16 protein-coding genes are annotated in these 23,246 nt (G+C 62.1%); 5 read left to right on the top strand and 11 right to left on the bottom strand.

Annotation, left to right across the window (positions count from 1 at the left end):
* Positions 1 to 5 precede the first annotated feature (5 nt).
* From AC1RRC_RS14920 to AC1RRC_RS14870, 11 genes are all read right to left on the bottom strand, one after another.
* Positions 6 to 2,327 (bottom strand): cadherin-like beta sandwich domain-containing protein, encoded by a 2,322-nt coding sequence (locus tag AC1RRC_RS14920; protein WP_493056271.1) that lies wholly within the window; start codon positions 2,325 to 2,327, stop codon positions 6 to 8.
* Between the two features lie 177 nt (positions 2,328 to 2,504).
* The gene (locus AC1RRC_RS14915; RefSeq protein WP_493056270.1) at positions 2,505 to 3,719 is read right to left on the bottom strand and encodes a 6-phosphofructokinase; all 1,215 of its coding nucleotides are present in this window, start codon (positions 3,717 to 3,719) and stop codon (positions 2,505 to 2,507) included.
* 42 nt (positions 3,720 to 3,761) lie between these two features.
* Positions 3,762 to 5,741 (bottom strand): alpha/beta hydrolase family protein, encoded by a 1,980-nt coding sequence (locus AC1RRC_RS14910; protein ID WP_493056269.1) that lies wholly within the window; start codon positions 5,739 to 5,741, stop codon positions 3,762 to 3,764.
* A 3-nt stretch (positions 5,742 to 5,744) separates the two neighbouring features.
* On the bottom strand, positions 5,745 to 7,736 hold the full coding sequence (locus AC1RRC_RS14905; RefSeq protein WP_493056268.1) for an alpha/beta hydrolase family protein: 1,992 nt from the start codon (positions 7,734 to 7,736) through the stop codon (positions 5,745 to 5,747).
* 9 nt (positions 7,737 to 7,745) lie between these two features.
* Positions 7,746 to 9,779, bottom strand: a complete 2,034-nt coding sequence (locus tag AC1RRC_RS14900) for a S9 family peptidase (RefSeq protein WP_493056267.1) — start codon at positions 9,777 to 9,779, stop codon at positions 7,746 to 7,748.
* Positions 9,776 to 11,809: a S9 family peptidase gene (locus tag AC1RRC_RS14895; RefSeq protein WP_493056266.1), complete on the bottom strand. Its 2,034-nt coding sequence runs from the start codon at positions 11,807 to 11,809 to the stop codon at positions 9,776 to 9,778. The genes AC1RRC_RS14900 and AC1RRC_RS14895 overlap by 4 nt, the downstream gene beginning before the upstream one ends.
* Complete coding sequence (locus AC1RRC_RS14890) at positions 11,806 to 13,845, bottom strand: S9 family peptidase (RefSeq protein WP_493056265.1); 2,040 nt, start codon at positions 13,843 to 13,845, stop codon at positions 11,806 to 11,808. Before AC1RRC_RS14890 ends, AC1RRC_RS14895 begins: the two co-directional genes overlap by 4 nt.
* 85 nt (positions 13,846 to 13,930) lie before the next feature.
* Positions 13,931 to 15,985: a sodium:solute symporter family protein gene (locus AC1RRC_RS14885; RefSeq protein ID WP_493056264.1), complete on the bottom strand. Its 2,055-nt coding sequence runs from the start codon at positions 15,983 to 15,985 to the stop codon at positions 13,931 to 13,933.
* The gene (locus AC1RRC_RS14880) at positions 15,982 to 16,248 is read right to left on the bottom strand and encodes a DUF4212 domain-containing protein (protein WP_493056263.1); all 267 of its coding nucleotides are present in this window, start codon (positions 16,246 to 16,248) and stop codon (positions 15,982 to 15,984) included. Before AC1RRC_RS14880 ends, AC1RRC_RS14885 begins: the two co-directional genes overlap by 4 nt.
* Complete coding sequence (locus tag AC1RRC_RS14875) at positions 16,241 to 17,761, bottom strand: sensor histidine kinase (protein WP_493056262.1); 1,521 nt, start codon at positions 17,759 to 17,761, stop codon at positions 16,241 to 16,243. The genes AC1RRC_RS14880 and AC1RRC_RS14875 overlap by 8 nt, the downstream gene beginning before the upstream one ends.
* A gap of 8 nt (positions 17,762 to 17,769) precedes the next feature.
* Positions 17,770 to 18,462: a response regulator gene (locus AC1RRC_RS14870; protein ID WP_493056261.1), complete on the bottom strand. Its 693-nt coding sequence runs from the start codon at positions 18,460 to 18,462 to the stop codon at positions 17,770 to 17,772.
* Positions 18,463 to 18,645: 183 nt separating this feature from the next.
* Here AC1RRC_RS14870 and recA point away from each other — a divergent pair, with 183 nt between their 5' ends.
* The 5 genes from recA to sucD all read left to right on the top strand — a co-directional run bounded on the left by recA (position 18,646) and on the right by sucD (position 23,185).
* Positions 18,646 to 19,719 carry a recombinase RecA gene (recA, locus tag AC1RRC_RS14865; RefSeq protein ID WP_493056260.1) on the top strand — a complete coding sequence of 358 codons (1,074 nt, stop codon included), beginning with the start codon at positions 18,646 to 18,648 and terminating at the stop codon, positions 19,717 to 19,719.
* 79 nt (positions 19,720 to 19,798) lie between these two features.
* On the top strand, positions 19,799 to 20,254 hold the full coding sequence (recX, locus tag AC1RRC_RS14860) for a recombination regulator RecX (protein WP_493056259.1): 456 nt from the start codon (positions 19,799 to 19,801) through the stop codon (positions 20,252 to 20,254).
* Positions 20,255 to 20,432: 178 nt separating this feature from the next.
* Positions 20,433 to 21,086: a DUF2889 domain-containing protein gene (locus AC1RRC_RS14855; RefSeq protein ID WP_493056258.1), complete on the top strand. Its 654-nt coding sequence runs from the start codon at positions 20,433 to 20,435 to the stop codon at positions 21,084 to 21,086.
* A 36-nt stretch (positions 21,087 to 21,122) separates the two neighbouring features.
* Positions 21,123 to 22,289 carry an ADP-forming succinate--CoA ligase subunit beta gene (sucC, locus tag AC1RRC_RS14850; RefSeq protein ID WP_493056257.1) on the top strand — a complete coding sequence of 389 codons (1,167 nt, stop codon included), beginning with the start codon at positions 21,123 to 21,125 and terminating at the stop codon, positions 22,287 to 22,289.
* A 14-nt stretch (positions 22,290 to 22,303) separates the two neighbouring features.
* Entirely contained in the window at positions 22,304 to 23,185 is an 882-nt protein-coding gene (gene sucD / locus AC1RRC_RS14845; RefSeq protein ID WP_493056256.1) for a succinate--CoA ligase subunit alpha, read from the top strand.
* Positions 23,186 to 23,246 lie beyond the last annotated feature (61 nt).

The raw sequence follows: 23,246 nt of genomic DNA, 5'->3' as shown, positions 1-23,246 counted from the left end.
AACCGCTACACGGCGATCGATACCGTCACATTGGCCACATACCCGGTCGCCACGCTGCCGCTGATCGACAGCATTTCCAGCGAATAGCCATCGCTGAACACATTGTCCGTGGCGAAGCTGATGCTGTTGAAGTTGCGCAGGCTGCTGGTGTAGCCGCTGGCGCTCGAATACACGGTGGTGCAGATGTCGGTCGGGAACGCCAGTTGCGACGTCTTGACCTTGTTGCCCGCCGTGGTGGCCTTGGCCACGCTCGGATACACCTCGAAATGCATGTGCGGCATGCGGCCCGCATAGCAGCCGGGGAAGATGGTGGTGAAGGTGGCCACGCCATTGGCGTCGGTGGCCTGCACGCCGCGCAGGTAATTGGCGTCGACGCTTGATTCCGTGTACACGGAATATGCCCCTTCGCGCGTGCAATGCCACAGGTAGATCGCATACCCGGCCAGCGGCGCGCAACCGTTGTTCACGTTTTGCACCGTGATGTTGACGGTCAGCGGAACGCCTTCCACCTTGGTGGCGCTGCCCAGCGTATTGCGGATGTCCTGGCGCACGATGCCGGCCAGCGCCAGCACGTTATAGGTGCGGTTGCTGGCGGTGGAGCCGTCCGCCGGATACGGGCCGGCGGTTTCCTCGGGAATCACGGCGCAGGAAGCGGCGGCCGCGCGCGTCACCGTGACCGAATACGTCTTGCTGGTGGCGCCATCCTGCGCCGTCACCACCACGCTCAGCGTATTGCTGCCCACGTTCAGCGCCAGCGAGGCGGACGTGCCGCCGCTGGCCACGGTGGCGCTGTTGACCTTGATGGTGGCGCCGCTGCTGGCCGCCGCGGGCGTCAGCGTCACCGTGCCCACTGCGTTGGCCACACTGGCGGTATAGCTGGTGGTGGCGGCGGAAAACGATGGCGACAGGGTACCTGACGAAATCGCCAGGCCGCTCAACGTGGCGTCCGACGACAGCACCGCGGCGGCGCGCGTGACGATCACGGTATAGGTGCGCGTGGTGCTGCCATCCTGCGCCGTCACCACCACCGATAAGGTATTGGCGCCAACACTGAGCGCCAGCGCGGACGAGGCGGCGCCGCTGGCGACCGTGGCGCCATTGACCTTGATGGTGGCGCTGGCGCTGCTGGTCGGCCGTAAGGTCACGGACGCCATGGCATTGGCCACCGATGCCGTATAGCTCAGTGTGGCGGAAGCAAAGGTGGGGGACAGCGTGCCCGCTGAAATGACCAGCGTACTGAGGCTGGCGTCGGTGGAGACGGCGGCCGCGCGCGTCACCGCCACCGTGTACGTGATGATGTGCGTGCCGTCTTCCGCACTGACCACCACCGACAGTACATTGGTTCCAACCACCAGCGCGAGGCCGGACGAGGCGCCGCCGCTGCGCACGACGCTGCCATTGACGGTGATGGTGGCGCCGGCATTGGTGGCGCTCGGACTCAGGGTGACGGACGCCACGGTATTGGCCACCGATGCCGTGTACGCCACGGTGCCGGAAGCGAAAGCGGGCGACAGTGTGCCGGCCGACAGCGCCAGCGCGCTCAGGGTGGCGTCGCCGGACACGGTGGCGGTAGCCACGCTGCGCACCACGGTGACGGTGTAGCTGCGGCTGGTGACACCATCCTGCGCCAGCACCGTCACGCTCAGCGTGTTGTTGCCGACGTTGAGCGCGAGGGCGCCGGAAGCGTTGCCACTGGCAACCGTGGCGTCGTTGATTTTAATGGTGGCGCCGGCGCCGGCGGCGGCCGGCGTTAATGTCACCGACGTCACGGAATTGGCCACCGTGACCGCATAGCTGGTGGTGGCCGCGGCAAAGGCGGGCGACAGACTGCCGGTGGAAATGGTCAGCGACTTCAGGCTGGCATCGGACGACAGCGCCGGCGTGGCGCGCTTCACGGTCACCTTGTGTGTGCTGGTGGCGCCGCCGCTTTTCGCGGTGGCGACGATGTCGAAACTGTTGTCGCCCACATTCAGCGCAAACGCGCTGGAACTGGCGCCGCTGGCGACGGTGACGCCATTGATCGTCACGCTGGCGGCGCTGTCGGTCAGCGTGGGCGTAAACGCGATGGCGGTCGTGGCATTGGCCACATTGGCGGTATAGCTGCCGGTGGCGGCCGTGAATTCCGGCGACAGCGCGCCATCCGACAAGCTCAGTCCACCCATCAGCGTGGCCGACGTGGTGGTGGTGACGGCAGTGCTGCCGGCGGTGCCGCCGCCGCCGCAGGCCAGCAGGGACAGGGCGCTGAGCGAGCCCAGTGCGCCGAGCGCGGCGCGGCGGCGTAACGGTTGATTTGCCGCGTCGGCGGCCGGCATTGGGGTATTTGACATGACAGTCCTCTCTGAACAGGGGCTGGCGCCAGATCGCGTTGCGCGGCGCTGTACCGTTAAAAAGTGCCGTGAGGCAACTGTCTGTATTCTCCGCCGACTCGGTGTTAGCGGATGTCAAAATACGTAAAGTTAGGTAAAGACGGGCGGCAGGACGCCGCCCGGATGGCTGGGCGCCGGTTAGCGTTTCAGGATTTTCGCCACCGGCGCGGGCCGCAAGCGGTACGCGTCCGGCATGCCGGAGCCCAGCAGCGGCCGCAGGTACAGCCGGAACGCATCGGTGACATCGGTGCCTTCCGGCGTGATGAAAGCGTCCTCCATGGTGCGCGTCTTGCCTGCCACTGCTTCCAATGGCAGCAATTCATAATCGACCGAATAAAAGCCGGTGCGCTTGATGGCGACGGAGCCGTCGCGGTCGCCCCACATGGCAAATTGCACGGCTTTTTCGCCCACCTCGCGCGCTTCGCGCTGGTCCACGTCCGACACGCAGCCGATGAACGAACGCTGCAGGTAGCCAAAGGTATCGCCGCGCACGCGCTTGATACCGAGCTTGTCCTTGATGGCGTCGCACAGCAAGTCGGCCAGCGCGCCGGTGCCGGACAGTTGCACATTGCCGTGCGCATCGCGCTCGACTTCGTTGGCCAGCAGGGTGGCGATCGGTTCGCCGGAGGCGTCGTGGATGCCTTCGGAGACGGCAATCACGCAGCGCCCGTGCCTGGCGTACATGGCTTTCACATCGGCCAGGAAACGCTCCAGGTCGAAGACCCGCTCCGGGATGTAAATCAGGTGCGGGCCATCGTCGGGGAATTTCTTGCCCAGCGCGGCGGCGGCCGTCAAAAAGCCCGCATGGCGGCCCATGACGACCCCGACATACACGCCCGGCAGGGAAGCGTTATCGAGGTTGGCGCCGGCAAACGCTTGCGCGACGAAGCGCGCGGCGGACGGGAAGCCCGGCGTGTGGTCATTGCCGACCAAATCGTTGTCGATGGTTTTCGGGATATGGATGCAGCGCAGCGGGTAGCCGGCCGCCTGCGCCTGCTGGCTGACGATGCGCACGGTGTCGGACGAATCGTTGCCGCCGATGTAAAAGAAGTGTTCGATTTCATGCGCGCGCAGCACCTCAAAAATTTGCGCGCAATACTTTTCATCCGGCTTGTCGCGGGTGGAACCCAGCGCCGACGATGGCGTGGCGGCCACCAGTTCCAGGTTATGGCTGGTTTCCTGGGTCAGGTCGACGAAGTCTTCATTGACGATGCCGCGCACCCCGTGCAGTGCGCCATAGACGCGGGTCACATGGCGGTGGCGCCGCGCTTCCAGCACCACCCCCACCAGCGACTGGTTGATGACGGCGGTGGGACCGCCGCCTTGGGCGACCAGTATTTTTCCAGACGACATAAGCAGCTCCTTCAGCGAAGTTGGCCAGCCGTCAGGGTACTCCTATTTGCGCGCGTCGCCGATATGCTTGTCGAGGAATTTTTCAACCCGGGTCCAGAAATCGAGCCGGGTCTTCAGCAGCGACCAGCCGTGGCCTTCGCTCACGTATTCGACGAATTCCGCGTCGGCCTTGTTGCTTTCCAGGGCCGAGCGCATTTTCTTGAAGTGCACGAGCGGAACGCGCACGTCGTCGGTGCCGTGCGCCAGCAGCAGCGGACGCTTGATGCGCGCGGCCTGTTGCAGCGGCGACGTGGCGATGAACTGTTGCGCGTCCTTTTCCAGGTCGCCGATCAATTCCGGCGCGCCGTATTTCTTGTACTGTTCGCTCATGTCCGACAACACCATGGCGCCGCTGTTGAACAGCAGCGGGATATCGGTCACTGCCGCATAGGCAACGCCGCATTGGTACAAGTCGTGGTCTTTCACCAGCCCCATTAAAGTGGCATAACCGCCATAGCTGCCGCCCATGATGCAGATGCGTTTCGGGTCGGCGATGCCTTGCGCCACCGCGAATTTGACGGCATCGGCGATATCGTCCTGCATCGCCAGGCCCCATTGCTTTTTACCCGCGCTGAACAGGGTGCTGCCATAGCCGGTGGTGCCGCGGAACTCCGGCGCCAGCACGGCATAGCCGCGCGAGGCGAGGAACTGGCTTTCCGCGTCCCACTGCCATTCGGTGCCGCGCACATAGGGGCCTCCGTGCACCAGCACGACCATCGGCAGGTTTTTGCCGCCGGACTTCGGCAAGGTCAGCCAGGCGGGAATCGTCAATCCATCGCGGGCCTTGAATTTCACCAAATCCTGCAGCCCCATGTCGCCGGCCTGGATGTCGGGATGCTGGCCACCCAGCATGCTCAACTGCTTGCTCTGCGTGTTATACAGCATGAAAATGGCCGGCTGGCGGTCGGAGTAGGATTTAACCAGCATCCATGGCGTCTGCGGCTGGCGTGGCGGCGTCACCAGGTTGGTCGTGGCGGGCAGCAGGGCGTCGATGTCTTGCTGCACTGCCTTCAGCGCGGGATCGAACCAGACGGTGCCACGGCCATCGATCAGGTAATGTACGCCGGCCAGCTTGTTGCCGGTGTAAATCAGTTCGCCGGAAAAGTCGTACTCCGCCATGGAAACGAGGGCGTTCCCGCCCACTTTGCCGGCCGCCAGGTCGAATTGGCGCAAGGTGCTCTTGCCGCCATCGAGCGATTCGACCAGCAGGTGCGTGTCATCGATAAAGCCGAGTGGATTGATGCCGCCTTGCGGATCGTAGGCGTTGAATTCGGCCACCTGGCGCCAGTTGCCCGTGACGTGATCCCTGTAATGGAGACTTTCGCGCCCTTGCCGCGTTTGCACCATGATGCGCGGTTCGCCTTTCTGGTCCAGCAGCCAGCCCTGCGGTACCCCGGGACGCGCTACCGTCACGGCTTCGCCGTTGGCGGAGTTCAGCTTGACCAGTTCCGTGCGGTCCCGTTCATAGGTGCCTTCCCGCCATACCGGACGCTGCACATACACGACGTCAGAGTCCTGTGGACCTTCCTGCGCCATCAGGTAGGTATTCCATGGCTGAACCCGGGATTTGATCATGGTCCCTGTTTCTGACAGCTCGGGCTCATTACGGTGCGCCAGCCGGCGTAAATTGCTGCCGTCGCGGTCCATCGCAAACAGGCCCGGCGCGTAGCGTACGTCGCCTGGCGCCACGGTGCGGTCATTAATGGTGAAGACCAGCCGGTTGTCATTGAGCCAGCGGAAAGTGCCGATGTCTTCTTTCTCGAGGCGTGCGGAACCGACCACTTTCATGGTGTCCGTCGCCATGATCACGAGGCTGTCGCGCGTGGTGTCTCCGCCGACGCGCAGCCCGACATAGCGCCCGCTGGGCGACAGGCGCGCGTCGCTGAAGACGGCGTTTTCGAAGAACTGTTTGGCTGGCGCGGCAGCGTGGCTGGCGCCGGCCATGGTGAACAGAAGGAGGGAGAAGAGGTGGTTGAGTTTCATCAGTTATTGCGGTTGCGACGTGGTGCCAATGTGTTTATTCAGGAAGCGTTCGACCCGGGTCCAGAAATCAATGCGATTTTCCGGTAACGTCCAGCCATGGCCTTCGCCGTCGTACGTAATCCATTCCACATCCGGGTTATGTGCTTTGACCGCCTTGTAAAAGCGTTCACCGTGCACGATGGGGACGCGGCGGTCATGCGTGCCATAGGCCAGCAGGAGAGGGCGCTTGATTTTCGCGGCCTGCGCCAGCGGCGATGTGGCGTGCAGCTGTTCCGCATCCTTGACCGGGTCGCCAACCAGCACCGGCATGCCATACTTTTTCCAGCCGTCCGACAGGTCATCGATGATGCGCCAGGTTCCCGTGTACAGCAGGTTGATGTCCGTGACCCCGACCCAGTTGACGGCGCACTTGAACAAATCGCCATCCTTGATGACGCCCATCAGCGCCGCATAGCCGCCATAGCTGGCGCCAGCGATGCAAATGCGGCTGCCATCGGCCACACCTTGCCGCACGAGTGCGCGGGCGCCGTCGGACAGGTCGTCCTGCATCGCCAGGCCCCACTGTTTAAAGCCGGCCTGGAAGTGGCGGGCGCCAAAGCCCATACTGCCGCGGAATTCCGGCTGCAGCACGGCATAGCCGCGCGTCGCCAGGAATTGCGCTTCCGCATCCCAGTTCCATTCGCCGCCCCGCATAAACGGGCCGCCGTGGACCAGCACCACCAGCGGCAGCTTGTCTTTCTTGCCGCCGGGCGGCATGGTCAGCCAGGCGGGGATTTTCATGCCGTCGCGCGCGGTGTAATGGATGAGCGAGCGCGTACCCATTGCAGCCGGCTGGATATCGGGATTGGAATCGCCCAGTTTTTTCAGCTCACGCGTCTTTTTGTTGTACATCACGTAGACCGGCGGCTGGCGGTCCGACCAGGCCTTGACCAGCACCCACGGCGCATCGCCCCGGCGCGGCACACTGATTTCATTGATGGTGCCGGGCAACAGTTGGTCGACCGTGTCCTGCAGCGCCGCCATCTCCTTGTTCCACCAATGCGTGCTGCTTGCGTCCGTCAACAGGCGCACGCCCAGGACATTGTTGTCGGTTGTGACAAAGCTGCCCCGGAAGTCGTATTCACCCAGGTCGATCACAGCCTTGTCGCTGAGTTTTCCAGTTTTGACGTCATAGCTGCGTACCACGCGGCGGTCGGAGTTGGCGCCTGCGGCGACATACAGCAGGCCGTCCGGACCGAAGCCAACAGGCGAGAAGGTATCCGGCGAAACGCCATAGGCGGGAAACTCCGCCAGCTTGCGCCATTCTTCCGTGCCAGGATCGCGGTAGTGTACGGAAGCACGGTCGTTGTGCAGGGAGGTCGCTGCGCGTGCTTCACCGGCCGCATCGATCAGCACATGCTGCATGAAGGGCGGTTTGGGGACGCCTATTGCGCGGCCGGTTTTCGTATTCAGGCGCATCAGCGTCCAGCCGACGGTTTTGCCACCATGTTCTTCCGGACGCTCCACATACACATAGTCGCTGTCCTGCCTTCCTGGCTGGTTGACCAGCAGGTAGGTATCCCAAGGCATCAAGGTTTGCTTGATGTGGGTGCCGGTGGTGTATTGCCGGTCGTAGCCACGATCGACCAGTTGCAGCGCGCCGCTGCCGTCACGATTGACTGCAAACAGGCCCGGCGCATATTTCACGTCGCCTGCAGCGGCGTTGCGGTCGCGGGTGTCGTATACCAGCCGTTGTTCATTGACCCATTCGAAATCATCGATGTCGGCATCGCCATACTGGGCAACCGGTTTCGACCCCATGGAGTTCAATTCGACCACATACAAGGCGTCGCGCCGGCCCGCCATGCTGCCGCGTATCGCCACGTGCGTGCCTTCCGGGGATATCTTTGCCGCGCTGTAGCGGGCATTGGAAAAGAATGCTTCCGCTGGCGGCACAGCGGCCATCGCCGTGGCTGGCAGCAAGGCAAGCATCAAGACAAGAGTGTGTAAGCGCATGGAGACTCCTTATGGCTGGCCGATATGCTTGTCCAGGAATTTCTCGACCCGGCTCCAGAAATCTATCCGGTTTTTCGGCAACGCCCAGCCGTGCCCTTCCTCTTCATAGACGATCCATTCGACCTGCTTGTTGTGCTGGGTGACGGCGTCGCGGAACTTGTTGCCGTGGTAGAGCGGGACGCGCTGGTCGGCGCGGCCATAGGCCATCAGCAGCGGTTGCGTGATGCGCGCGGCCTGTTGCAGCGGGGAGGTGGTCTTGAATTGTTCGGCATCCTTGACCGGATCACCGATCATCGTGGGCATGCCATACTCTTTCCACATATCGGACATGTCCGAGACATAGCTCCAGTGGCCGGTGCTGAGCAGGCCGATGTCGGTGACGCCGACCCAGTTGATGCCGCACTTGTACAGTTCCGGGTTGTTCACCAGCCCCATCAGGGTGGCATAGCCGCCATAGCTGGCGCCGGCGATGCACACCCGCTTCGGGTCCGCCAGGCCTTTATCAATCGCCCATTTTACGCCGTCGGCGATGTCGTCCTGCATTTTCAGGCCCCATTGTTTCCAGCCGGCGCGGAAGTGCTTGGCGCCGAAGCCCGTGCTGCCGCGGAATTCCGGTTCCAGCACCACATAACCGCGCGACGCGAGGAACTGGGCGTCCGCGTTCCAACCCCATTCGCCGCCGCGCAAATAGGGGCCGCCGTGGACCAGCACCACCATCGGCAGGTTCTTGGCTTCGCCCCGTGGTGTGGTCACCCAGGCGGGAATGCGCAAGCCATCGCGCGCGGTATAGCGCACGGCATCCTGGTGCGCCATCTGCGCCGGCTGGATCTTCGGATAGGCTGCGCCCACCGTGAGCAGCGTCTTGGCTTCACGGTTGTAAATGAAGAACACGCACGGCTGGATATCGGAATACGATTCCACCAGCACATACGGGGTTTCCGGGCGTTTCGGCGGTGTCACGAGATTGATGGTGCCGGGCAGTTTGGCGTCAATCTCGGCCTGCATGGCTTTCAAGCCCTCGTCGAACCACGTGGTGCCCTGGCCATCGGTCATGTAGCGCACGCCCACCAGCTTGCTGTCGCTGAACATCAGCTTGCCGCTGAAGTCATAGCCATCCAGTTCGACCACGGGCTTTTCGCTGGTCTGGCCGGTGGCGAGGTCCAGCGTGAATACCGCGGACTTGTCGCGGCCACGGCGTGCCATGACGTAAAACACGCCGTCCGGACCGAAAGCCAGCGGCGTAAACGCGCCTTTGCCGCCCTTGTAGGTGGCAAAGTCCACCAGCATGCGCCATTCGCCGGTCTGTGGATCGCGCAGGTGGATCGCGCTCTTGCCTTTGTCCGACGAGTTGACTATCCGCGGCTCGCCTTTTTCATCGAGCAGCCATTCACGGGCATGATCCGGGCGGCGCACCGAAGTGTAGTGGCCGGTCAGCGTATTCAGGCGCAGCAGATTTTCCGCGTCCAGGTCACCGGTGCCGCTGATGACGCTGCTGGTGACATACACATGTTCGCTATCCTGCGCGCCATCCTGGCCCAGCATGTAGGTATGCCAGGGCAGCAGTTGCCGCGCGGTCGGCGACGCCGCGAGGATGCCGGAGCGGTTGGCCAACTGGCGGAATTGCTTGCCGTCGCGGTTCACCGCGTACAGGCCGGGGCCGAAGCGTTTGTCGGCCAGGCCCAGTTGCTTGTCGGTGGTGTTGAACAGCAGGCGTTCGTTATTAATCCACGTGAAGTTGCCGACATCGGCATCGCTGAAGTACGCCACCGAGGCCGCGCTCTGCGTGGTCAGGTCCACCACAGCCAGGCGTTCGCGGCCGTTGGCTGCGGCCAGTTTGGCCGCCAGGTAGCGCCCGTTGGGTGACAGCTTGGCGCCGCCGAATTCCGGGTTGTTGAAGAAATCCGCCAGCGAAGGCGCGGGCTGGGTTGCTTGCTGCGCTGATGGCGCCGGTTGCGCCGGTGCGGATGCCGGCGCCTGTGCGGCGGCGGCCAGTGGCACGGCAATCAGGAGGGCTGCGGTATGCCGCAAGACAGCGTGTTTCATGGTGCGGATGGTGTTTGTTTGGCGCCGGCGTTACCGGAACCGATGTTTTTATCGAGGAATTTCTCTACGCGGGACCAGAAGTCGATCCGGTTCTTGGGCAAGGCCCAGCCGTGGCCTTCCTCGTCGTATTCAATCCATTCGACTTGTTTATTGGTGGCTTTGACCGCGTCGCGGAACTTGGTGCCGTGGATAATGGGCACACGCATGTCGGCGCCGCCGTAGGCCAGCAGCAGCGGCTGCGTGATGCGCGCGGCCTGCTGCAGCGGCGACGTGGCCTTGAATTGCTCGGCATCCTTGACGGGATCGCCGATCAAGTCCGGCATGCCGTATTTTTTCCATAGCGGCGAGAAATCGGACGTGAAGCGCCAGTGGCCGGTAAACAGCAGGTTGATGTCGGTGACGCCGACCCAATTGACGCCGCATTGGAACAGGCCGGGATCATTGACCAGCCCCATCAGGGTAGCGTAGCCGCCGTAGCTGGCGCCGGCAATGCAAATCCGCTTGGGGTCGGCGATGCCTTGCGCGATGGCCCATTTCACGCCATCGGCAATATCGTCCTGCATTTTCAAGCCCCACTGCTTCCAGCCGGCGCGGAAGTGCTGGTAGCCGTAACCGGCGCTGCCGCGGAATTCCGGTTCCAGCACGGCATAGCCGCGCGATGCGAGGAATTGGCGTTCCGGGTCCCAGCCCCAGGCGCCGCCACGCGCGTAGGGGCCGCCATGCACCAGCACCACCATGGGCAGGTTTTTGCCGGCGCCGGCCGGCGTGGTGACCCAGGCTGGAATCCGCAAGCCGTCGCGGGCCGCATAATGCTGCAAGTCCATCGTGCCCATTTGCGACGATTTGATGTTCGGATAAGAATGGCCCGCCAGGCTTAATGTTTTCTTTTCCGAGTCATAAATGAAGTAGGTGCGCGGCTGGCGGTCGGAATACGCTTCCACCAGCAGGTATGGGGTTTCCGCGCGGGTGGGCGGCGTGACGATGTTGACGGTGCGGGGCAGCTTGGCATCGATTTCCTTTTGCGCAGCCTGCAGGGTGGCGTCAAACCATTGTGTGCCTTCGCCATCGGCCATGAAACGTACGCCCAGCAACTTGCCGCGACTGAAAATCAGTTTGCCGCTGAAGTCGAATTCTCCCAGCTGGACCAGCGGTTGCGGGCTGATGGCGCCGGTTTCCAGGTCCATGGTGTGGACGGTGGCGATGCCGTTGCCGGTGCTGGTACTGACGTACAGCACGCCATCGCCGCCAAACGCCAGCGGGTAAAAGACGCCCTTGCCGCCTTTAAACATCGGGTGCGACGCCAGTTTGCGCCAGTGGCCGGTTTTCGGGTCGAGGTAATGCAGCACTTGCTCGTCTTTTTCATGCGTGACGGCAAGGCGCGGCTCACCTTTGGCGTCGAGCAGCCAGTCACGCGTGTCGCCCGGACCCTCGACGGTGGTGGCGCGGCTGGTCTTGGTGTTCAGCTTCAGCAATTCCACATGGTCGACATTGCCGGGCGCATTGATATTGACGTTGACGACATACACCTGCTCGGAATCCTGGGCGCCATCGGCGTCCAGCATGAAGGTATGCCATGGCAACAGTTTCGGGTCGTCACCGCTGTGGATGAACGGATTGCTGTGCCGCGCCAGCTGGCGGAAACCCTGGCCATCGCGGTTCACCGCATACAGGCCGGGACCATAGCGCCGGCCACCGGCGCCGATCTGTTTGTCGCTGGTGTCGAACAGCAGGCGCTCATCGCTGATCCAGGCAAAGCGGCCGATGTCGGTATCCTTGAACACCGCCACGGATTTGGCCGACGTGTTGACCAAGTCGACCACGGCCAGTTGTTCGCGGCCGTTTTCCGCGATCCGTTTGGCCGCGAGGTAGCGGCCGCTGGGCGACAGCCGGGCTGCGCTGAAGTCGGGATTCTGAAAGAAATCCCCGATTGGCGGCGGTGCGGAGACGGCCTGCGGCGCCTGGGCGCCGGCCAGCAGGGGTAGCGCCATGATGATGGCTGCGGCAGCTTGCCGCAAAGTGACGTGTTTCATTGTGCTGACGATGCTGGTTTGGCGGCGGTTTTACCGGCGCCGATATGTTTATCGAGGAATTTTTCCACGCGGGTCCAGAAGTCAATACGATTGGATGGCAGGAACCAGCCGTGGCCTTCTTCTTCATATTCAACCCACTCGACCTGTTTGTTATGGACCGTGACCGCATCGCGGAATTTGGTGCCGTGATACAGCGGAACGCTCATGTCGAGGACTCCGTGCGCCATCAACAGCGGTTGCGTGATGCGCGCCGCCTGGTGCACCGGCGACGTGGCTTTCAACTGCTCCGCATCCTTGACCGGGTCGCCGATCAGCACGGGCATACCGTACTTCTTCCACATCGGCGGCAAATCCGAGCGGAAGCTCCAGTGGCCGGAGTACATCAGACCCAGATCGGTGATGCCGGCCCATTCAATGCCGCATTTGAACAGTTCAGGATTTTTCGCCAGGCCCATCAGCGCCGCATAGCCGCCATAGCTGGTACCGGCGATACAAATGCGGCCCGGATCGGCGATGCCTTGGGCGGTGGCCCATTTGACGCTGTCCGCGATGTCATCCTGCATACCCAGGCCCCACTGTTTCCAGCCGGCCTGGAAGTGTTTCTCGCCATAGCCTGTGCTGCCACGGAATTCCGGCGACAGCACGGCATAGCCGCGCGACGCCAGGAATTGTGCCGATGGGTCCCAGCCCCATTCGCCACCGCGACGGAACGGGCCGGAGTGGGCCATGACCACCAGCGGCAAATTCTTTTTCTCGTTTTTCGGCAAGGTCAGCCAGGCGGGGATGGACAAGCCATCGCGTGCCGCATAGCGTACGAGATGCATGGTTCCCATTTGTGCCGGCCGGATTTTCGGATAGGCGCCACCGATCGACGTCAGGGTTTTTTTTGCCGTATCGTAGATAAAGTACGTGTTCGGCTGCGAGTCGGAATAGGCTTCCACCAGCAGATAGGGAGTCTCCGGGCGCGCCGGAGGCGTGACCACGTTGACGGTGTCCGACAGCTTGGCGTCGATTTCCGCTTGGGCTGCCTTCATGGTGGCGTCGAACCACGTCGTGCCTTCGCCGTCGGTGAGATAGCGGATGCCCAGCAGCTTGCCATTTCCCATAATGAGCTTGCCATGGAAATCGTAGCCATCCAGCTCAACCAGCGGCTTGGCGCCGAGGGCGCCTGTCGCCACGTCCAGCGTGTACAGGGCGGCGTGGTCGCGGCCAGCGCGCGCGGCGACATACAGCACGCCGTCCGGGCCGAAGGCCAGCGGCGCGTAGGCGTTTTTATCGCTGGTGAACGCGTCGAAGGTGGCCAGCTTGCGCCAGGCTTTCGTTTGCGGATCGCGGTAATGCACGGTTTCCTTGCCGGCATCGAGCGTCGTCGCAAGGCGCGGTTCGCCCTGTGCGTCCAGCAGCCAGTTCATGACGTCGCCGGGCCGGTCGAGCGTGGCGCGCTGGCCTGTTTTTGTATTCACCCGGATCAGCTTCGAATAGGCCCAGTCGCCAGGCGCATTGAATTCGGCGTCGATGGCGTACACCTCGTCCTTGTCCTGGGCGCCATCCTGCGCCAGCATGAAGGTATGCCATGGCAGCATGTCCCTGAACTGGTTTTTATGGATGACCGAGCCTGTGCGGCTGGCCAACTGGCGGTTTTTTTCGCCATTGCGGTCGACGGCAAACAAGCCGGGACCATATCGCTGGTCACCCAGGCCGAGTTTTTTGTCGGCCGTGTCGTAAATCAGGCGTTCATCGTTGACCCACGCAAAACGGCCGATGTCGGCCTTGCTGTAATACGCGACCGTGGTAGATTCGTGGGTTGCAATGTTCGTGACGGTCAATTGCTCACGGCCATTGGGTCCTGTCAGCTTGACCGCCAGGTAGCGGCCGCTGGGCGACAATTTGAGGCCGCCGAATGCGGGATTGCTAAAGAAATCCGCTGCGGGAATCAATGGCGCGTCGGCGGCATGGGCCGGGATGGACAGGGACGATGCGGCGGAAAATGCAGCGAAAACCGCGCTGGCGGCAAAGCGAAGGGATGGGAGCGGCACGACGTACGTTATAAAGAAAATAATTTCCCTAGATTAACATCGCCCTGTCAATTTGGCTAGCCTGCCTGATAACTCCCTCTAGTCGTCACCGGTCCCGCGGCGACGCTTCCGGGGTGCGGATAAAGTCGATCAGCGCCAGCACATCCTTGCCCGGCGGCGGTGTCAGCCAGCTCACGATCACCATCGCCAGCACACCGGCCGGCACGCCGAACACGCCGGCCGAGACCGGCGCGATCTGGAACCATTGCCCGGCCGCGTTGCCGCCCAGGATGGGATTGGTGTGCAGCATGTAATACACGCACACCAGGAACCCGATCGCCATGCCGGCCACCGCGCCCTGGCGGGTGGCGCGCCGCCAGAACACGCCCAGCACCAGCGCCGGGAACAGGGTCGAGCCGGCGAGCGAAAACGCGGCCGAGACCAGCGACAGGATGTCGGCCGGTTTGGTTGATGCCGCATAGGCGGCAATGAAGGCCACGGCCAGCAACAGCAGCTTGGAAATCGTCACGCGTTTTTGCGTGGACGCGTGCGGATCGACGGTCTGGTAATAAATGTCGTGCGACAGCGCATTGGAAATCGCCAGCAGCAGGCCATCGGCGGTGGACAGGGCGGCCGCCAGGCCGCCAGCCGCCACCAGCCCGGAAATCACATAAGGCAAGCCCGCGATTTCCGGCGTGGCCAGGACCAGTACGTCGCCATCGAAGGCGATTTCCGCCAGTTGCACGATGCCATCCCGGTTGATGTCGGCAATGCTGATCAGCGGGTGCGCCCGGTCCACGTTGGCCCAGTACGACACCCAGGTCGGCAGCTGGGAAAATTTGCTGCCCACCATGGCGGTGTACACGTCGTATTTCACCATCACGGCCAGCGCGGGAATGGTCAGGTAAATCAGCAGGATAAAGAACAGCGTCCAGAATACCGACACCCGCGTCTCATGCACCGACGGCGTGGTATAGGCGCGCATCAGGATGTGCGGCAAGGCGGCCGTGCCCACCATCAGGCAAAACACCAGCGCCAGGAAGTTATTGCGCTTGATATCGGAGGCCTGCGCGCTGGGCGCCGCAAAGGGTTCCGCGTGTGGTACCGGGGGCAGGGCGCGCTGTTCATAATAGCGCCGCGCCGCGTCCCACGCATCGGCGGCTTCTTCCACGGTCTTGGGATAGGCCAGCAGCGCTTTTTCCGCCTGGCGGATTTCCAGCAAACTGCCATTGCGCTGCTTCACGGCGTCCAGCTGGCGCTGGGCGTCAAAGCGCCCCGCGTCCCAGGTGCCGGGCAAGCCTTCCACTTTGGCCGCATAGTCGGCGGCGCGCTGTTGGTACAGGCGCCGAACTTCCTGTTCTTTCGGATCGTGCTGCAGGGCCTGTTCGCGCGCGGTCAATTGCGGCAACAGTTTTCCGTAAGCCACCTGCGGCACAGGGTTGCCGCCATGCTTGGCCGACAGCCAGATGGCGGGCATCAAGAACGCGACCAGGATGATGATGTATTGCGCCACCTGGGTCCAGGTGATGGCGCGCATGCCGCCGAGGAAGGAGCACACCAGGATACTGGCCAAGCCCAGGAAAATGCCGACCGAGAAATCCACTCCGGTAAAGCGGGACGCGATCAGCCCCACCGCATAGATTTGCGCCACCACATAGGTGAACGACACAATGATGGTGGCGGCCACCGCCATCATGCGCACGATGCGGCCGTGATGCGGTCCGCCATAGCGGGCCGCGAGGAAATCGGGAATCGTGTACTGGCTGAACTTGCGCAGGTAAGGGGCGATCAGCAGCGCCACCAGGCAATAGCCGCCGGTCCAGCCCAGGATATAGGCCAGGCCTTCGAAGCCGTGCAGGTACAGGGTGCCGGCCAGGCTGATGAAGCTGGCGGCGGAAATCCAGTCGGCGGCGGTCGCCATGCCATTGAACAGGGCCGGGACGCGCCGTCCCGCGACATAATATTCCGACACGTTCGAGGTGCGGCTGACCAGGCCGATGAAGGCGTACAGGGTGATGGTGGCCAGCATGAATAAATAGCCGATCCACACGCGTGGCATGCCTTCTTTTTCCAGCATGGCCAGCGCCAGCAGGAAGCAGCCGAAACCGCCGGTAAACAACAGGTAGTAGCGCGACAGGCGCTGGAAGAAGGTGCGCTTCATGGCGACTGGTCCCGGTAGCGCTGGTCCAGCACGCGCATGCGCCACGCATAGCCGCCGATGATGGCCAGGAACATCAGCAGCGCACCCTGGGCCGCCAGGTAAAACGACAGGGGCCAGCCGAACAGGGTCATGCCGCTTAGTTCACGCGCAAAGAACACCGCGCTGAACACCGTGGCCACCCACAACAGCAACAGCACGGCAGTGAGGTTGCGGGTCTGTCTCCAGTGTTCCATGCGCAGCGCATGCAGGCGGGGGTCATTCATACTCGCTCGATTCCGGCAGCGCCGGCGGTGTATAGAAAGGGAACGTCAGGCGGAACAGGCAGCCCGGCATTTTCGGCGCCAGGCTGCGCGGGTTGGTTGTCAGTTCGACGCTGGCGTCATGCTGCTGTGCGATCTCGCGCACGATGGCCAGTCCCAGGCCGGAACCTTCCGCCGTGCTGCCGAGGATGCGGTAAAAGCGTTCAAACACGTGGCCCCGTTCGGTTTCCGGAATACCCGGGCCGGTGTCTTCCACTTCCACCACGGCCATGCCACCGGCCGCCCTGACGCGCACGGTGACGGCGCCGCCCTGCGGCGTATAGCGCAGCGCATTGTCGATCAGGTTGGACAGCATTTCACGCAGCATGGTGGGATTGCCGGCAATCGCGATGCCGTCGTCCGGCCCTTCGTAACCGAGGTCGATGCGGTGGCTGAAGGACGCCGGCACCCAGTCGCGCACCGCGCTGCGGGCCAGTTCCGGCAAGTCCAGCGGCAACAGCGCGGCGCCGGCCTGCGGCTGGTTTTCCGCGCGGGCCAGCGCCAGCAACTGGTTGACCAGGCGCGTCGCCGCTTCCGAACTTTTGGCCAGCTGTTCCAGCGAGCGGTGGATTTCTCCCTGGTCGGTCTGGCGCAGCGCCAGTTCCGACTGCATGCGCATGCCGGCCAGCGGGGTTTTCATCTGGTGCGCCGCGTCCGCGATAAAGCGCTTTTGCATGTCGATCGACAGCGACAGCCGCTCCAGCATGTCATTGAGCGAGCGCACCAGCGGCGTGATTTCTTCCGGCACCTGGCGCGCATCGATCGGACTTAAATCATCCGGGTTGCGCGCGCGGATACGCTCCTGCAATTGCGCCAGCGGCGACAAGCCGCGCGACAGGGCAAACCACACCAGCGCCAGCACGATCGGCAGCACGATGAATTGCGGCAGGATCACGCCCTTGATGATTTCATTGGCCAGCTTGGCGCGCTTTTCCAGGGTTTCCGCCACCTGCACCAGCGCCAGCCGGGTTTCCTCCGCGCCGCGGTCTTCCAGCACAACAAAAGAATAGGCGATGCGCACCTGGGTGCCATGCATGTTGCCATTCCTGAAGTGCACCGCGCCCGGGCGGTCGCGGTCATCTTCCGGCGGCTGCGGCAATTCGCGGTCGCCATCCTGTATCTCGCCACTGGGTGCGACGATCTGGTAATACACGGTGTCGACATCGTCCGCGCGCAGCAAATCGCGGGCGGAACCGCCGGTGCGGGGCACCATGCGGCCATCGACTTCGCGGATTTGCTGGGCCAGCACGGTGACGCTGTCTTCCAGCGCGTGGTCGAACGGCTGGTTGGCGATGGATTTCGCCACTAGGTAGGTGATGGCGATACTCATGGGCCACAGCAGCAGCAGGGGCGCCAGCATCCAGTCGAGAATTTCGCCAAACAGGGAATGCTGGATTTCCGCGCTGCCATCGCCACCATTGCTGCCGCCCTCCTGCCAGGCGGACTGGGGATCGTCGTCAGGGGAGGGGGCGCCCACGCTGCGCTTTATTTGGATTCAGGGCGCGGGGCGTCGCTGAATTTTTCCAGGCAATAGCCCAGCCCCCGCACGGTGGCAATGCGCACGCCGCCCACTTCGATCTTCTTGCGCAGGCGGTGCACGTAGACTTCGATGGCATTGTTCGACACTTCTTCGCCCCATTCGCACAGATGGTCGACCAACTGTTCTTTCGACACCAGGCGCCCGGTGCGGGCCAGCAGGATTTCCAGCAAGCCCAGCTCGCGCGCCGACAAATCCAGCATCTGGTCATTGATATAGGCGCTGCGGCCGACCTGGTCATAGGTCAGCGGGCCGTGCTTGATGACGGTGGAGCCGCCGCCCTGGCCGCGCCGCGTCAGCGCCCGCACGCGCGCTTCCAGTTCGGATAGCGCAAACGGCTTGGCCATGTAATCGTCGGCCCCGAGGTCGAGGCCATTGACGCGCTGTTCGATCGAATCGGCCGCCGTCAGGATCAAGACCGGCAGCAGCGAACCGCGCGAGCGCAGCCGGCGCAACACTTCCAGTCCCGGCATCTTCGGCAAGCCCAGGTCCAGGATCAGCAAGTCGAATTCCTGGGTGGACAGGGCAGTGTCCGCCTCCTGCCCATTCTTGACGCAATCAATCGCATAGCCGGACTGGCGCAGCGAACGGGTAAGGCCATCGGCCAGGACGCTATCGTCTTCGGCAAGTAAAATACGCATGGTTGATTCGAATCAGCTGCGGGAGTTGGTATTTTGTAAGAGTTTGCTTAACATTGCCAGCTTTTACGCGATTTCGTTATTTCGCACGCCGGCAAAAACAGCGCTTGCAAAAACCACTGGATTTTTATACAGTATCACCTGTACCTAATCACGCATCTGTCAACATCACGCCGAGAGACCATCATGGACGACAAGAAAGCCGCAGTACCCGCATCGGAAAAGGCCAAAGCGCTGGCCGCTGCGCTGGCGCAAATTGAAAAGCAATTCGGCAAGGGCTCCGTGATGCGCATGGATTCCAGCGTGCCGATCGAAGAAGTGCAAACCGTGTCCACCGGCTCGCTGGGCCTGGACATCGCGTTGGGCGTCGGCGGCTTGCCGCGCGGCCGCGTGGTGGAAATCTACGGTCCGGAATCGTCCGGTAAAACCACCTTGACCCTGCAGACCATTGCAGAAATGCAAAAACTGGGCGGCACCTGCGCGTTCATCGACGCGGAACACGCGCTGGACGTGGTCTATGCACAAAAACTGGGCGTGAACCTGAGCGAGTTGCTGATTTCGCAACCGGATACCGGCGAACAGGCCCTGGAAATCTGCGACGCGCTGGTGCGCTCCGGCAGTGTGGACATGGTGGTCATCGACTCCGTCGCCGCCCTGACGCCGCGCGCCGAGATCGAAGGCGACATGGGCGACTCGCTGCCAGGTTTGCAGGCGCGTCTGATGTCGCAGGCACTGCGCAAGTTGACCGGTTCCATCAACCGCACCAACACGCTGGTGGTGTTCATTAACCAGATCCGCATGAAAATCGGCGTGATGTTCGGCAGCCCGGAAACCACGACCGGTGGTAACGCGCTGAAGTTCTACGCGTCGGTACGCCTGGATATCCGCCGCACCGGTTCCATCAAGTCCGGCGATGAAGTGATCGGTAACGAAACCAAGGTCAAAGTCGTCAAGAACAAAGTGTCGCCGCCGTTCAAGGAAGCGCACTTCGACATCCTGTATGGCGAAGGCACGTCGCGCGAAGGTGAAATCCTGGATCTGGGCGCCGAGCACAAGATCGTGGAGAAATCCGGTTCCTGGTATAGCTACAACGGTGAGCGTATCGGTCAGGGCAAGGATAACGCCCGCACGTTCCTGAAAGAGCGCCCGGCCCTGGCGCGCGAAATCGAGAACAAGGTGCGTGCAGCCTTGGGTGTGCGGGAATTGCCGCCTTCGGCGGAAGACGCCGCACCGGCGCCGAAGCTGAAAGCTGTCGACTAAGCTTTAATTAGTATGTAGCAATGTAAGGCGGAGACACGCGCAAGCGCGTCATCCGCCTTTGTTATTTCCGGAGTCCGTGATGCCCATGCCCAAACCCAGCCTGAAAGCCCGTGCCTTGCGCCTGCTGTCCACGCGCGAGCACAGCCGGCTCGAGCTGGGTCGCAAGCTGGCCCGGCACGCGGAAGAGGGCGACGATATCGATGCCTTGCTGGACTTCCTGGAAAAGAATAACTGGCTGTCGCAGGAACGCTTTTCCGAATCGCTGGTGCACCGCCGTTCCGCCCGCTATGGCGCCAGCCGCATCGTGGCGGAATTGCAAAGCCACGGCATCCAGGGCGAAGCGCTGCACGAGTTAAAGGCGGGTCTGGCGGAAGATGAAACCGCGCGCTGCGTCGAAGTGTGGCGCCGCAAGTTCGGCGCGGTGGCGCAAGATGCGCAGCAAAAAGCCAAACAAATGCGCTTCCTGATGCAGCGGGGGTTTTCGCAAAAGGCGGTGCGCGAAGCGCTGAAGGGCAGTCCGGACGACGACGAGTAAGTGGTAATCACCCTGCCATATTTAATTACTAAGTAGTGTGAATTTGCCTGCTAGTTGATATAAGGCACATCGCAACTCGCGCAATCGTGTGCTACACTTTGACGGTTTTTGCAGCACCGCGGGGGCGGTGGTTGTCCGTAGAAGCTGCGGCAACGTGCTTTTTGATGCATAAAAGTACATGGCTGCTTTTAATTTCTGCCGCGAAAGCGGCATCGGTATTATGTCCTTGTCAACTCCAGTCTCTCGACGTGCGCTACGGCACACGCGTGCCATAGACATCCAGGCGTATGCGCGCGAGGATGGCCTGTGGGACCTCGACGCCCATATCACCGACATCAAAGAAAAAGACACCCTGCTCGCTTCCGGCCTGCGTTCCGCTGGCCAGCCACTGCATGACCTGTGGCTGCGCATTACTGTGGACCGTCAACTGAACATCGTTGCAGCCGAAGCCGATTCCGCCTCCGTTCCGTACCCAGGTTTTTGTGACACCATCGCGCCCGCTTACCAGGCGTTGGTGGGACTGAACTTGTTAAAAGGTTTCCGGCAAGAACTCAAGCAGCGCTTGAATGGTATTGCTGGTTGTACCCACATTACGGAACTGGCCCAGGTCTTGCCAACGGCGGCAGTCCAGGCTTTCGCCAACGATGTCTGGCCCACGCACGATGGGGCCAGCGCCGACGTGCCGCATAACAAGCCGTTTCAGCTCGATAAATGCCATGCCTTGCGCACCGATGGCGGGGCGGTTGCCCGCTTCTATCCGCGCTGGGTGGCAACCACGGCTGAGCCGGCGAACGCAGAAGAATCCCCCCGGCAGTTTAACCAAGCAGTTTAATCATTTTTATCAGTACCAATCAAAAGGGAAGCCAGCATGAAAATCCATGAGTATCAAGGCAAAGAGATCCTCCGAAAGTTCGGAGTGACGGTTCCGCGCGGTATCCCGTGCATGTCCGTGGAAGAGGCAGTGAAAGCTGCTGAAACCCTGGGCGGCCCGGTGTGGGTGGTCAAGGCGCAGATCCATGCTGGCGGCCGTGGTAAAGGCGGCGGCGTGAAAGTTGCCAAGTCGCTGGAACAAGTGAAAGAGTACTCGGACCAGATCATGGGTATGCAGCTGGTCACGCACCAGACCGGTCCTGAAGGCCAGAAAGTACGCCGCCTGATGATCGAAGAAGGCGCGGACATCAAGAAAGAACTGTACGTCTCGCTGGTCACCGACCGCGTGACCCAGCGCGTTGTGCTGATGGCGTCGTCGGAAGGCGGCATGGACATCGAAGAAGTCGCTGAAAAGCACCCTGAACTGATCCACAACGTGGTGATCGATCCAGCCGTCGGCCTGACCGACGCGGATGCGGACGCCGTTGCGGCGAAAATCGGCGTGCCAGCCGAATCGATCCTGGACGCGCGCGCCAACCTGCAAGGCCTGTACAAAGCGTACTGGGAAACCGATGCATCGCTGGCTGAAATCAACCCGCTGATCCTGACCGGTTCGGGCAAAGTCATCGCCCTGGATGCGAAGTTCAACTTCGACTCCAACGCCCTGTTCCGTCATCCGGAAATCGTCGCTTACCGCGACCTGGACGAAGAAGATCCAGCCGAAGTCGAAGCATCGAAATTCGACCTGGCCTACATCTCCCTGGACGGCAACATCGGCTGCCTGGTGAACGGCGCCGGCCTGGCCATGGCAACCATGGACACGATTAAACTGTTCGGCGGCGAACCTGCCAACTTCCTGGACGTGGGCGGTGGCGCCACGGCTGAGAAAGTGACCGAAGCGTTCAAGATCATGCTGAAGAACCCTGGCCTGAAAGCCATCCTGGTGAATATCTTCGGCGGCATTATGCGTTGCGACGTGATCGCCGAAGGCGTGATCACCGCATCGAAAGCCGTTTCCCTGCAAGTGCCGCTGGTCGTGCGCATGAAGGGCACCAACGAAGATCTGGGCAAGAAGATGCTGGCTGACTCTGGTCTGCCGATCATCGCTGCTGACACCATGGAAGACGCTGCCAAGAGCGTTGTTGCCGCTGCAGCTGGTAAATAATTAAGGGAATCAACATGTCTATTCTGATCAACAAAGACACCAAAGTCATCACCCAAGGCATCACCGGCAAGACCGGCCAGTTCCACACCCGCGGTTGCCGCGACTACGCCAACGGCCGCGAAGCATTCGTTGCTGGCGTGAACCCGAAGAAAGCCGGCGAAGACTTCGAAGGCATTCCAATCTACGCGTCCGTCAAGGAAGCCAAATCGGAAACCGGCGCCACTGTTTCCGTGATCTACGTGCCGCCGGCAGGCGCTGCCGCCGCGATCTGGGAAGCCGTTGAAGCTGAACTGGACCTGGCTATTTGCATTACCGAAGGCATTCCAGTCCGCGACATGATGGAAGTCAAAGACCGCATGGCCAAAGCTGGTTCCAAGACCCTGCTGCTGGGCCCGAACTGCCCAGGCCTGATCACCCCTGACGAAATCAAGATCGGCATCATGCCAGGTCACATCCACCGTAAAGGCCGCATCGGCGTGGTGTCCCGTTCGGGCACGCTGACCTATGAAGCAGTGGGTCAGCTGACCGCACTGGGCCTGGGCCAGTCGTCGGCAGTTGGTATCGGTGGTGACCCGATCAACGGCCTGAAGCACATCGACGTGATGCGCATGTTCAACGAAGATCCAGATACCGACGCGGTCATCATGATCGGTGAAATCGGTGGTCCGGACGAAGCCAACGCAGCCCGTTGGATCAAGGACAACATGAAGAAGCCAGTGGTTGGCTTCATCGCCGGCGTTACCGCGCCTCCAGGCAAACGCATGGGCCACGCCGGCGCGCTGATCTCCGGTGGCGCTGACACCGCGGATGCCAAGCTGGAAATCATGGAAGCCTGCGGCATTACCGTCACCCGCAACCCGTCCGAAATGGCGCGTCTGCTGAAAGCAATGCTGTAATTCAAGCTTTTGGTGAATAATAAGGGGGAGCGTCAAGCTCCCCTTTTTTTATTCCTACTTC

This window comes from Pseudoduganella sp. GW821-FHT12E03 (assembly GCF_058807115.1).
Note: the sequence above shows the minus strand (reverse complement) of the source record. Positions and strands in the feature narration are given on the sequence as shown.